Consider the following 12,019-nt stretch of genomic DNA (forward strand, 5'->3'; position numbering starts at 1 on the left):
CCCTTCGCCACAACACCCCGATCGATCCCGGGCCCGGCCACCGGGCTGCGTTCGCTCCCGCGGGCACCGCTCTGGCCGGCGGCTCGCTAGCGCTCGCCGAGTTCCCCGGCCTCCGCTGCCGGCTCCGCGGGACAAGCCCGGACGGATCCACCGGCCGCGTGCGCGGAGCTCTTGAGCTGCCCGCACAGACGGGGCATCCGCATGCCCGGCGCCGTCGCGATGGTCGGAGGCGGTAGAGGGCGACCGTGACAGACGCGGACGGTGAGGCCGCGGGAGCGACGGTCCGGACCCGATGCCACTCAACCTATGACCCCGATTTCGGGCCGACGATCACCGGCCACGCCCAAACCGACCGCCAGCGCCGATCAAGGGACGCACGGCTCGACGGCGGACCGTCCCAGCAGATCGTGGTACGAATCCGCCCGCCCGAGGGCACCTACGTACCACGATCTCGACCGTCGCCCGCCGCTCGGTGGCGATCGCGGCCCGGCCCCGCCTGGCCGGTCAATGGCCTGACGCTCCTGAGCGTGGCCAGTTCACGACCTTGGTCGAATTGGCGTGAGCGGCATTGGGACTGGGCCGCGATGGGTCGCGGTAGCTCATATCTGTGTCTGGATACGCGGTTTGGGCGGCGTCCGGTGTGTGAATCCATGTGCGTCGCGCGCCGGATGTCCGGTCGCCCGGCGGAATTGGCCGGCACCCGGGGTCGTTATGCATGCGGCCCGCGAAGAAGCCCGGCGGTGCCGGGTGGTGGGTCGGAGTTCGGTGGAATGGCCGGCGGCCCGGGGCCGTTGTATAGGCGGCTCGCGAAAGGGTTCGGTCGGGTCGGGGCTCCGGTGGGAATGCCGGGTGGGGTCGGGTCGTTGACTATCCCGCGCCGGTGAGTGTGAGTCCGCCGGGTGCTTGTGTTTTCCCCCCGTTGTTTTCCCTGATTTGTTTTGTGGCGTCGAATTCGGCGTCGGGCGCGTGTGTGCGCGTTTTTCCCCCTGGATTGGAGTGTCGGGTATGAACACGATGCTGCGTAAGACGGTGACCGCGGTCGCGGGTTTCGCCTTCGCTGGTGGTGCGCTGCTCGGTCCGTCCACGGCGGCGCTGGCTTCGCCGGCCCACGGTACGCAGGGTGCGCCGGCGGTGGTGTCGGTGGCGCAGGTGAAGGCGGACAAGCCGGGTATGGACAAGCTGGTCCCGCATGGTGTGCAGGGTGAGCAGTCGTACTTCGCGTTGTCGGGTGAGCAGGTGGATAACGCTGAGGCGATTATCGCGGCGACGAAGAAGGCGGGTATGGACGAGCGGGCCGCGGTGGTGGCGATCGCGACGTCGTTGCAGGAGTCGAAGCTGGTGAACCTGGGTCATCTGGGTGATGTGAACGATCATGACTCGTTGGGGTTGTTCCAGCAGCGTCCGTCTTCGGGTTGGGGTTCGCCGGAGCAGATTACCGATCCGGCGTATTCGACGACGGCGTTTTTGTCGGGGTTGAAGAATGTTGACGGGTGGCGGGACATGCCGCTGACCGATGCCGCGCAGGCGGTGCAGGTGTCGGCGTTCCCGTTCCACTACGCGCAGTGGGAGTCGATGGCCGCCAAGACCGTGGCCGACCACTGGAACAGCTGACCCCCAACGAAACAACGAAATAGAGACCGCTGGCCGGGTCCCTCGCTCCCCCCGGGAGGGACCCGGCCAGCTCTCGCCTGTCCGGCCGCCCGGAGATTCTCGCCACCTTGACGAGAAGCCCATGAGGCCGTTATCGTCAAGACGACGATAACGAGGGAGGGGTCGGGATGGCCGACATCACGAGGAGACTGTTCCTGCGGCACCTGCGCGGGGCGCCGACGGCCTATGTGCGGCACGTCGTCCGCGGGCGGGTGCGGCACGAGGGCGTCGGCACGTCGTTCTGGTACCGGCCACTGCACGCGGTCCTCTCCGAGGTGCCGGTCGACGACCGTGAGCTGCCGTTGCTGTTCCACGCCCGCACGGCCGACTTCGCCGACGTGACCGTGCAGGCCACGGTGACGTACCGGATGAGCGACCCGGGCCTGGCCGCCACCCGGCTCGACTTCTCCATCGACCCGCTCCGCGGCGGATGGCGCGGCCAGCCGCTCGACCAGGTGGCGACGCTCCTCGCCGAGCTGGCCCAGCAGCCCGCGCTCGACCTGCTCGCCCGGGTCCCGCTCACCGAGGCGCTGGCCGGCATCGCGACCGTCCGCGAGGCGGTGGCCTCGGCCCTCGCCGGCGACCAGCGGCTCGCCGAGATCGGGGCGAGTGTGGTCTCCTCCCGGGTGGTCGCGATCCGGCCGGAGCCGGAGGTGGAGCGGGCGCTGCAGACCCCGACCCGGGAGGCGGTGCAGCAGGAGGCCGACCGGGCCAGCTACGCGCGCCGCGCGGTCGCCGTCGAGCAGGAGCGCGCCATCGCGGAGAACGAGCTGCAAAACAAGATCGAGCTGGCCCGCCGCGAGCAGCAGCTGGTCGAGCAGCGCGGGGCCAACGACCGGCGGGCAGCCGAGCTGGAGGCGGCCGCCAAGCTGGTCAGCAGCCAGGGACAGACCGACCGGGCCCGGCTCGCCGCCGAGTCGGAGCGGGCCCGCGAGCAGGCCCGAGCCGACGGTGTACGCGCGGTGGGTCTCGCCTCCGCGGAGGCCGAGGTCGCCCGGCTGGCCGCCTACCGCGACGTCCCCGAGGCGGTCCTCTACGCCCTCGCCCTGGAAAAGCTGGCCGGCCAGCTCCCGCAGATCGGCGAGCTGACCATCACGCCCGACGTGGTGACCAAGCTCGTCGGCCGGTTGGCCAACGGGCACGGCGAGCGATGACGCTTCCAACCCGGCTGGTGACCGTGACCCGGCGCAGCGAGCTGGACGAGCTGCTGGCCCGCCACGGCACGCTCGGCGCCGCCGGCTACTTCCTGCGCCAGCGCGGCCGCGACCTGGCGCAGGTGCGGCAGCGGCACGAGGCACAGGCGGCCGCGCTGACCACGGTCGGCGCGGCCGTCCCGCCCGACTGGCGGCGTGGCCACGTGGACCGCGACGACCTGCCCCGGTTCCTTTTCGGGCCGGAGGACGTCGTGCTGGCGGTGGGGCAGGACGGGCTGGTGGCCAACGTCGCCAAGTACCTGGACGGGCAGCCGGTCATCGGCGTCGACCCGGAGCCGGAGCGCAACCCGGGCGTGCTCGTGCAGCACGCCCCGGCCGCCGTGGCCGCGCTGCTCCGCCGCGAGCTGCCGGTCGAGCACCGGACCATGGTGGTCGCCGAGCTCGACGACGGCCAGCGGCTGTACGGGCTGAACGAGGTCTACATCGGACACCCGAGCCACCAGTCCGCGCGCTACGTCCTCGGCACGGCCGGCGGCGCCCGCGAGCGGCAGTCCTCCTCCGGCGTCGTGGTCGGCACCGGCACCGGCGCCACCGGGTGGTGCGCCTCGATCGCCCGTACGCTGGCGCCGGCGCCCGCCCTGCCCGGCCCGACCGAGACTGCGCTGTGCTGGTTCATCCGGGAGGCCTGGCCCTCGCCGGCGACCGGCACCACGCTCACCCAGGGGCGCCTGGCCGGCGCGGAGTGGCTGGAGCTGACCAGCGAGTCGGAGCGGCTGGTCGCCTTCGCCGACGGGCTGGAGGGCGACCACCTGGAGCTCGGCTGGGGCCAGCGCCTGCGGATCGGCCTGGCTGACCGCTCACTCAGCATCGTGCCGCGCCGTTGAGTGTGCCTCCTACGCTGTTCCCCTACACGGCGAAGGGACCGGCCATGGATCGAAAGCGCGCGGAGCTGATCCAGCAGCGGCTGACACTCGTGCCCGACCTGGCCGGGGTGCGCCGGAGCCAGGCCGCCCTGCGGCAGGTCCGGCTGGTCTACTTCGGGGTGCCCGTCCTCATGACCGCCGTGGGGATCTCGATGTACGTGGTGCACACCGTCACGTACGCGATGGTCGGCGCGGGCATCCTCGGCGGGCTCGGCCTGCTGTTCTGCGGCTACTTCTTCTACGCGTACGGGGCGATGGCCCGCGCGGCCAGCGAGACGGTCAGCGGGCTCGGGCTCAAGCTGGTCCAGATGCCGGCGTACCTGCGGGTGCCCGACCTGGCCGGCGGCTTCCTCGGCGGGTTCACGGTCGGCGCGGTGGTCTACCGGGGCGTCCGGCACGGGCGGGCGGTGCACATCGTCCAGGAGCCGAAGCGGGCCGCGACCCTCGTCGGCGAGCCGCCGAGCGGCGGCGCCCCGGTCGGGCCCAGCCCGATGGGGCCGGCCGAGCTGTCCGCGCTCACCGGCGAGCCGCCGCGGTCGTGGCGGCGGGTGACCGTGCTGCGCGGCGACGGGTTCGCGGCCGTACGCCGGGACGGCAACGCGGCCGGAAAGTGGATGTTTCACGACCTGCTCCTGGCCGAGGCGCTGCTGGCGTCGCCCCGGTAACGGGGGACCGGGCCCGGCGTTGCCGGGGTGTTGCCGCGGTGAAACCGGGCGGCGCGACCGTTCGGGGCATGGCAGACAACCACATCCGACCGGCGATCGCGGTGCGCGGGCTGCGCAGGTCGTACGGCGACAAGGTCGTGCTCGACGGCATCGACCTCACCGTCGCCGAAGGGACGATCTTCTCGCTGCTCGGCCCGAACGGCGCCGGCAAGACCACGATGGTGCAGATCCTGTCCACGCTCATCCGCGCCGACGGCGGCGAGATCCGGGTGGCGGGGCACGATCCGGCGCGGGAGCCGGACGCGGTACGGGCCGCGATCGGGCTGACCGGGCAGTTCTCGGCGGTGGACAAGCTACTGACCGGCGAGGAAAACCTGCGGCTGATGGCCGACCTGCACCACCTGGGCCGGCGGGAGGGGAGCCGGCGGGCGACGGAGCTGCTGGAGCGGTTCGACCTGGTGGAGGCGCGGGGCAAGCTGGCCGGGACCTACTCCGGCGGCATGCAGCGCCGGCTGGACCTGGCGATGACGCTCGTCGGGGCGCCGCGGGTGATCTTCCTGGACGAGCCGACCAGCGGTCTCGACCCGCGCAGCCGGCGCGGCCTCTGGCAGATCATCCGGGAGCTGGTGGCCGGCGGGGTGACCATCTTCCTCACCACCCAGTACCTGGAGGAGGCCGACCAGCTCGCCGACCGGATCGCGCTGCTGGACCAGGGCCGGGTGGTGGCCGAGGGTACGCCCGACGAGCTCAAGCGCCGCATCCCGGGCGGGCACGTCAGCCTGCGGTTCACCGACCCGGACGAGCTCGACCTGGCGGCCCGGACCCTCACCGCGGCCGGCGGGGCGCTCGCCGCCGACGGCCGGGACGACGAGTCGCTGGTGCTCCAGGTGCCGCACGACGGCGCAGTGCACTCGCTGCGGGCGCTGCTCGCCCGGCTCGACGACGCGTCGGTCGAGGTGGACTCGCTGACCGTGCACACACCCGACCTGGACGACGTGTTCCTCGCCCTGACCGGTAAGAGCCGGATGACCGACGAGACCGCCCAGACCGGCGAGACCGCCCGGACCGACGAGACGACGATGGAGGCTGTGCGATGAGCACCATGTCACTGGCGCTGGCGGACTCGGCCACGATGGTGCGCCGCCAGATCACGCACATGCGGCGGTACCCGTCGCTGATCCTGCAACTCGTGGGTACGCCCGTGGTGTTCCTGCTGCTGTTCGTCTACGTCTTCGGCGGTACGCTCGGCAACGGCCTGGGCTCCGGCTCCGGCGGCCGCGGCGCGTACGTGGACTACGTGGCACCGGGCATCCTGATGATGGCGGTGGCCGCCGTGGCGATGGGTACCGCGATCTCGGTGGCCATGGACATGACCGAGGGCATCGTGGCCCGGTTCAAGAGCATGGCCATCGCCCGCGTCTCGGTGCTGACCGGCCACGTCGTCGGCGCGATGGTGCAGACCGCCGTCGCCGTGGCGGTGGTCGTCGGGGTGGCGCTCGCCATCGGGTTCCGGCCGAACGCCAGCGTCCTGGAATGGGTCGCGGCCGCCGGTGTCGTGGCGATGATCGCCTTCGCCCTCACCTGGCTGTCGGTGGCGATGGGCCTCGCGGCCAAGACCGTGGAGAGCGCGAGCAACCTGCCGCAGCCGCTGGTCTTTCTGCCGTTCCTCGGCAGCGGGTTCGTCCCCACCGACTCGATGCCGGTGGGTCTGCGGTGGTTCGCCGAGTACCAGCCGTTCACGCCGATCATGGAGACCATCCGCGGGCTGCTGCTCGGTACCGGCATCGGGTCCAGCGGGATCGCCGCCGCCGCGTGGTCGGCCGGGATCGCGCTGGTCGGCTACCTGTGGGCCAGGAAGCTGTACAACCGTCAGGCCTGAGGCCGCTCGCGCAGCGCCGCCCGGGCGGCCACGAGCATCTCGTCAGGGCCGAGGGCGGCGTACGCGGAGACCGCTTCCGCGTACGCCGCCTTGTCGGCCTCTTCGGCGGCCTGCCGTGCCTGCTCCGGCGACATGGCCGGCCGGAAGCCGCGGATGTAGTGGAACCGCTCGGCCAGCGCGGTCAGCCGTACGCCGGAGCCCGTCTCGCCCCGGTCCAGGTCCACTGTGGCCAGTGCGAGCAGCAGCGCGCCACCGAGGGGAAAGCCGGCCAGGGACGTGCGGTTGGCGGCGAGCGCCGCCAGCAGCGCCGAGAGCCGTTCCGGCAGCGCGGCGGCGAGTGGGGCGACGAGCTCGCGCCGGCCGTGCCGGACGTGGGCGATGACGGTCGCCGCCTCCACCTCCAGCGTCCAGCTGTCGAGGCCGGGCACGTCGCCGCGTTCCACCGCTTCGCGGGCCATCCCGGCGACCCGCCGCCACGTCCGCAGGCCGGCCTCGGTCTGGTCGCGGCCGAGCAGGATCTCGGCGCGTACGGCCAGGAAGGAGCTCAGCTCCACCACCTCCTCGGGCTGGTCCGGCTCGAACAGGGCCAGCTGGCGCTCGGCCGCGTCCAGGGCGCCGAGCTGCAGGTTGGCCAGCACGATGCCGAGCCGGACGCCGAGCGTCTCGTGCCGGATGCCGACCTGCTCCAGGATCCGCATCGCGACCTCCAGGTGGGGCAGCGCCTCCGCGCCCCGCCCGGACTGGAGGTACAGGTCGGCGATCCGGGCGCGGGCGAGCAGCCGCGCCCACGGCACCGGCTGGTCCAGCGACGCCGCGAGCATCCGCTCGGCCGCGGACAGGGCGCGGTCGGGCTCGCCCTGGTACTCCCAGAGGTAGGTGGCGACGGCGTTGGCGACCGCGGCGAGCAACGGCACGCCGCTGCCGCAGAGCTCGTCCAGCCGCCGGCTCCCCGCCATCAGCTCCGGCACCGCCGCCAGGACGATCGCGCCGGCCCGGGTCAGCGTGTCCGGCGGTGCGGGCGGGAGCCGGCGCAGCGCCACCAGCGAACGTACCGCCCGCGGCCCCTCGGAGCTGAACGTGAAGCCGGTGCAGAGCGTCGCCGCCGTCCGGGTCACCTCCACGAAGTCCGGGCCGGGCCGGTAGTGCGACAGGATCCAGCCCGCCTCCGCGGTCAGCGCCACCATCCGGGCGTAGTTCGACTCGATCATCCACAGGGCGCCCAGGACCGCGGTCGTCGCCACCACCGTGGTGCTGTCGCCGCGCGCGACCGCCTGGTGCAGCGCCTGCAGCAGGTTGTCCTGTTCGGCCCTGATCCGGTCCGCGGTCGAGGCCGGGTCGGGTCCCAGGGCCGCCTCGTGGTGCGCCAGCCCGAACTCCCTGGCCCAGGCGAGAAAACCGGCGGCCACGTCGTCGTCCTCGCCCGCCGCGGCGCGCCGTGCGGCGCCGAACTCGCGCACCGTCTCCAGCATCCGAAACCGCGCGCCGGAACCGGTGTCGACCACCTTCAGCAGCGACTGGTCGGCCAGGTCCTCCAGCGTGCGCAGGGCCTCGCCGCCCAGCAGACGCCGCGCGCCGCCGGCGGTGAACCCGCCCGGAAAGACCGACAGCGCGCGGATCGCCGCCTGGCCGGCCGGGTCCAGCAGGTTCCAGCTCCACTCGACCACCGCGTGCAGGGTCTGGTGCCGCGAGGGTACGTCCCGGGGCCCGCCGCGCAGCAGGGCGAACCGGTCGCCGAGGTGCTCGGCGATCTCCGCGACCGACATCACCCGTACCCGGGCGGCGGCCAGCTCGACCGCGAGCGGCAGCCCGTCCAGGTGGCCGCAGAGCTCGGCGACCGCCTCCGCGGGCAGGTCGACGCCGGGGCGGGCGGCCCTCGCCCGCTGTGCGAACAGCTCCACCATCGTCGGCAGGCTCAGCTCGGGCAGCGCGTACACGGACTCCGAGGAGAGGCCCAGCGGGGTGCGGCTGGTGGTCAGTACCCGCAGCTCGGGCAGGGCCGAGACCAGCGCCCGGACCAGCTCCGCGGCGCCGGCGACCACGTGCTCGCAGTTGTCCAGCACGAGCAGGGCCGGCCCGGAGCCGAGCGCGGCCGCGATGCCGGCGACCGGGTCCGGCGGTACCGCCGGGTGGGACAGCCGCGGCTCGGCGGCGTCGAACGTCGACGCCACCTGGCGGACGACGTCGGCGTCGGTGGCCACGCCGGCCAGCGGCACGACCTGGACCACTCGCTGCTCGGCGTCCCGGGCGACCGCGTTCGCCAGCCGGGTCTTGCCCAGGCCACCGGGGCCGACGATGGACGTGACCCGGGACCGGCGGACCAGCGCGGCCACCGCGGCCAGGTCCTCGTCGCGACCCAGCAGCGGGTTCGGCTCGGCCGCGACGCCCTGCCGGACCACCGGCGTGTCACCCCGCAAGAGATGCTGGTACGCGGCCTGCAGCGCGGCGCCCGGGTCGGTGCCCAGCTCGTCGCGCAACGCCCGGCGGTACGCCTCGTAGCGGGCCAGCGCCGCCGACGCGCCGACCGTGGCCGCCTCGCCGCGCAGCAGCTCCAGCAGCACCTCCTCGTCGCGGGGCAGGTCGGCGGCGAGGGCGGTGAGCGGCTCGACGGCTTCCCCGTGCCGCCCCAGCCGAGCCAGCGCGAGCGCCCGGGTGCGCACCAGCGACCGGTGCGCCGCCACCCGCTCGGCCCGCAGCGCCTCCACCGGGTCGTCCGTCACGACGGTGTCCCGGGGCGTACCGTCCCACAGGGCCAGGCCGGCCTCGGCGTGGGCGAGCGCGGCCGCGTGGTCTCCCGCGCGCAGCTGCCGGGTGCTCGCCGCCGCCCGCAGCAGCACGGCGCTGCTGTCCACCCGGTCCTCGGCGAGCAGCAGCCGGTACCCCTTGGGTGTACTGGCGATGACGCCCGAACCCAGCTGCGCCCGGGTCCGGGACACCAGCACCTGCAGCGCCTTGGTCGGGTTGCCGGGCGGCTCCTCCGGCCACAGCCCGTCGACGAGGCGTGCGGTGCCGCAGCCCGTACGCAGGTCGCCGGCGAGCAGTGCCAGCAGCCCGCGCATCCGGTGCCCGGTGATCTCCTGCCCCTGGTACGACACGCCGCGGAGCAGGACCAGATCGACGCTCACCCCACCAGGCTAGGCGCGGGTCACCCGGGCTCGCGGCAAGCGGTGTCGACCCCCCTGCCGGACGGGGCGGCATCGTAGCGGCGCGGCGCGCGTCAGGATCGCGTATGGACGCGTACGGATAGCGTCAAGAACCTCGTCCCGCCCCCGGGCCCGCGTTTTCATGGGCAGCGCGCGGCCGATCGGCGGCCGCCCGGAGGCTGGTCAGGAGTGCGTGGTGCGGGCGGAGGCGGGGCGTACCCCGTTCGGTATCGACATGGCGGCGGGCGCGGCGGCGATGGCGGCCGCGACCACCGTGGCGGCCGTGCTGTTTCCGCGCGGCGACACCTCGGGCCGGTTGCTCGTCGTGGCGGTGGCGGCCGGCGTCTACGCGGCGCTCGCCGCGGGCACCCGCGCGGCGCTGGCCACGGCGGGCCTGGGATACCTGCTGTTCAACGGCTTCCTGGTGCACCGCTTCGGCGACCTGTCCTGGGACGGCCCGGAGTGCGGGTGGCACCTGGCCGTGATCGCCTTCGCGACCGCGCTGGGCCTCGGGCAGCGGTGGCTGCGGCACGCACAGGCCGCCGGTGACGGGCGCGAGGAGCCGGTGCGGCGCGGCGTGGGTCACCGCTGACGTCAAGGGTCCGTCAAGAAACGAGGCGGCGCCGTATGGATCCCGTCAAGAGCCCTTACGGCGCGCGCGAGCAGGCGTTTGTATTGCCCGGCACGGTCGACGGCCGGCCGACCGCGAGTTGGCGTTGCCGGCCGACCCGACACGGTACAACCGATATACGCAATTTGAGGCTTTCCTGAAGGAGGCACCCCAGTGGCCGACATAGCCCTGGTGCTGTTGACGGTGGGGCTGTTCGTGGTCCTCGCCCTGGTCGTACGGGCGGTGGAGCGGCTGTGAACGCCGTCAACGTGATCGGTCTGGTCATTTCCGCCGGCCTGGCGATCTTCCTGGTCGCGGCCCTGCTCTTTCCGGAGCGGTTTTGATGGGTGTCGTCTTCGTCCTCTCCCTGATCGCCGCGCTCGCCGTGGCGTACCGCTTTCTGGGTGACTACATGTACCGGGTCGTCTCCGGTACCCGGCACTCCGCCGTCGAGCGGGGCGTCTACCGGCTGGTCGGGGTCAACCCGGCCGGCGAGCAGACCTGGGGCGTGTACGCCCGCAGCGTGCTGGCCTTCTCGGCGGTGTCGATCCTGTTCCTGTACGGCTTCATGCGCCTGCAGAGCTACCTGCCGCTGTCGCTGGGCTTCGACAACGTGATGACCCACGGCGCGTGGAACACCGCCGTCTCCTTCGTGACCAACACCAACTGGCAGTGGTACTCGGGTGAGTCCACGATGGGCCACCTGGTGCAGATGGCCGGCCTCGCCGTGCAGAACTTCGTCTCCGCCTCGGTCGGCATCGCGGTCGCGGTCGCCCTGGTGCGGGGCTTCGCCCGGCGCAGGACCGACCAGCTCGGCAACTTCTGGGTCGACCTGACCCGGATCACGATCCGCATCCTGCTGCCGATCAGCGTGCTCGCGACGATCGCACTGATCATCGGCGGTGCGGTGCAGAACCTCTCCGGCGGCACCGACGTGACCACGCTGGGCGGCGCGACGCAGCACATCACCGGCGGGCCGGTCGCCTCCCAGGAGGCGATCAAGGACCTGGGTACCAACGGTGGCGGCTTCTACAACGTCAACTCGGCCCACCCGTTCGAGAACCCCACGCCGTGGACGAACTGGATCGAGATCTTCCTGCTGCTCTGCATCCCGTTCAGCCTGCCCCGGGTGTTCGGCCGGATGGTCGGCCAGAACCGGCAGGGGTACGCGATCGTCGCGGTCATGTCCGTGCTGGCGATCGCGAGCGTGGCGCTGACGATCGGCTTCGAGTCGGCGCACGGCGGTACGGTGCCGCAGGCGGTGGGCGCCGCGATGGAGGGCAAGGAGACCCGGTTCGGGGTGCCCAACTCGGCCACGTTCGCGGCCGCGACCACGCTCACCTCGACCGGGTCGGTCAACTCGTTCCACGACTCGTACACCGCGCTGGGCGGCATGATGCCGATCGTCAACATGATGCTCGGCGAGGTCGCGCCCGGCGGGGTCGGCGCCGGCCTGTACGGCATCCTCGTCCTGGCGGTGATCACGGTGTTCGTGGCCGGGCTGATGGTCGGCCGGACGCCCGAGTACCTGGGCAAGAAGATCGGCGCCCGCGAGATCAAGTTCGCGTCGCTGTACTTCCTGGTCACGCCGGCCCTGGTCCTCATCGGCACGGCCGCCGCGATGGCGACGAAGAACCACGAGACCGCGCTCAACGTCGGCCCGCACGGCTTCTCCGAGGTGCTCTACGCGTTCACCTCGGCCTCCAACAACAACGGCTCGGCGTTCGCCGGCATCACCGTCAACACCGCCTGGTGGGACACCGCGCTGGGGTTGGCGATGCTGCTCGGCCGGTTCCTGCCGATCGTGCTCGTGCTCGGCCTGGCCGGCTCGCTCGCCCGGCAGCAGCCGGTACCGGAGTCGGCCGGGACGCTGCCGACCCACCGGCCGCTGTTCGTCGGCATGGTCGCCGGCGTGACGGTCGTCCTCGTCGCCCTCACGTTCCTGCCCGCCCTCGCCCTCGGCCCCCTGGCCGAGGGCCTGTAGCCGCCCTAGAGAAG

Annotated in this window: 10 protein-coding genes; 9 read left to right on the top strand and 1 reads right to left on the bottom strand. The window is 72.9% G+C overall.

Annotation, left to right across the window (positions count from 1 at the left end):
* Positions 1-1,005 precede the first annotated feature (1,005 nt).
* The 6 genes from RB614_RS07545 to RB614_RS07570 all read left to right on the top strand — a co-directional run bounded on the left by RB614_RS07545 (position 1,006) and on the right by RB614_RS07570 (position 6,271).
* Positions 1,006-1,611, top strand: coding sequence for a hypothetical protein (locus tag RB614_RS07545; RefSeq protein WP_308711650.1), 606 nt, complete (start codon positions 1,006-1,008; stop codon positions 1,609-1,611).
* Positions 1,612-1,778: 167 nt separating this feature from the next.
* Positions 1,779-2,804, top strand: a complete 1,026-nt coding sequence (locus RB614_RS07550) for an SPFH domain-containing protein (RefSeq protein ID WP_308711651.1) — start codon at positions 1,779-1,781, stop codon at positions 2,802-2,804.
* A complete protein-coding gene (locus RB614_RS07555; RefSeq protein WP_308711652.1) occupies positions 2,801-3,688 on the top strand; it encodes an NAD(+)/NADH kinase in 888 nt (295 codons plus the stop codon). Before RB614_RS07550 ends, RB614_RS07555 begins: the two co-directional genes overlap by 4 nt.
* Positions 3,689-3,732: 44 nt before the next feature.
* Positions 3,733-4,392: a hypothetical protein gene (locus RB614_RS07560; RefSeq protein ID WP_308711653.1), complete on the top strand. Its 660-nt coding sequence runs from the start codon at positions 3,733-3,735 to the stop codon at positions 4,390-4,392.
* 68 nt (positions 4,393-4,460) lie between these two features.
* A complete protein-coding gene (locus RB614_RS07565; RefSeq protein WP_308711654.1) occupies positions 4,461-5,489 on the top strand; it encodes an ATP-binding cassette domain-containing protein in 1,029 nt (342 codons plus the stop codon).
* Positions 5,486-6,271: an ABC transporter permease gene (locus RB614_RS07570; RefSeq protein ID WP_308711655.1), complete on the top strand. Its 786-nt coding sequence runs from the start codon at positions 5,486-5,488 to the stop codon at positions 6,269-6,271. Before RB614_RS07565 ends, RB614_RS07570 begins: the two co-directional genes overlap by 4 nt.
* Here the strand turns inward: RB614_RS07570 and RB614_RS07575 are convergent.
* Positions 6,262-9,393, bottom strand: a complete 3,132-nt coding sequence (locus RB614_RS07575) for an ATP-binding protein (protein ID WP_308711656.1) — start codon at positions 9,391-9,393, stop codon at positions 6,262-6,264. The two genes, RB614_RS07570 and RB614_RS07575, sit on opposite strands and share 10 nt — an antisense overlap.
* Positions 9,394-9,553: 160 nt before the next feature.
* Between RB614_RS07575 and RB614_RS07580 the strand changes: the two genes are divergently transcribed.
* From RB614_RS07580 to kdpA, 3 genes are all read left to right on the top strand, one after another.
* On the top strand, positions 9,554-10,003 hold the full coding sequence (locus RB614_RS07580) for a hypothetical protein (protein ID WP_308711657.1): 450 nt from the start codon (positions 9,554-9,556) through the stop codon (positions 10,001-10,003).
* A gap of 272 nt (positions 10,004-10,275) precedes the next feature.
* Positions 10,276-10,365 (top strand): K(+)-transporting ATPase subunit F, encoded by a 90-nt coding sequence (gene kdpF / locus RB614_RS07585; RefSeq protein WP_308711658.1) that lies wholly within the window; start codon positions 10,276-10,278, stop codon positions 10,363-10,365.
* Entirely contained in the window at positions 10,365-12,005 is a 1,641-nt protein-coding gene (gene kdpA, locus RB614_RS07590; protein WP_308711659.1) for a potassium-transporting ATPase subunit KdpA, read from the top strand. Before kdpF ends, kdpA begins: the two co-directional genes overlap by 1 nt.
* Positions 12,006-12,019: the final 14 nt, after the last annotated feature.

Origin of the sequence: Phytohabitans maris (genome assembly GCF_031085175.1) — a bacterium.
Lineage (GTDB): Bacteria > Actinomycetota > Actinomycetes > Mycobacteriales > Micromonosporaceae > Phytohabitans > Phytohabitans maris.

What these genes read in the sequence shown, in the direction of transcription:
- RB614_RS07545 (WP_308711650.1), top strand. Translation starts at nt 1,006, where the DNA reads ATGAACACGATGCTGCGTAAGACGGTGACCGCGGTCGCGGGTTTCGCC.
- RB614_RS07550 (WP_308711651.1), top strand. Translation starts at nt 1,779, where the DNA reads ATGGCCGACATCACGAGGAGACTGTTCCTGCGGCACCTGCGCGGGGCG.
- RB614_RS07555 (WP_308711652.1), top strand. Translation starts at nt 2,801, where the DNA reads ATGACGCTTCCAACCCGGCTGGTGACCGTGACCCGGCGCAGCGAGCTG.
- RB614_RS07560 (WP_308711653.1), top strand. Translation starts at nt 3,733, where the DNA reads ATGGATCGAAAGCGCGCGGAGCTGATCCAGCAGCGGCTGACACTCGTG.
- RB614_RS07565 (WP_308711654.1), top strand. Translation starts at nt 4,461, where the DNA reads ATGGCAGACAACCACATCCGACCGGCGATCGCGGTGCGCGGGCTGCGC.
- RB614_RS07570 (WP_308711655.1), top strand. Translation starts at nt 5,486, where the DNA reads ATGAGCACCATGTCACTGGCGCTGGCGGACTCGGCCACGATGGTGCGC.
- RB614_RS07580 (WP_308711657.1), top strand. Translation starts at nt 9,554, where the DNA reads ATGGGCAGCGCGCGGCCGATCGGCGGCCGCCCGGAGGCTGGTCAGGAG.
- kdpA (WP_308711659.1), top strand. Translation starts at nt 10,365, where the DNA reads ATGGGTGTCGTCTTCGTCCTCTCCCTGATCGCCGCGCTCGCCGTGGCG.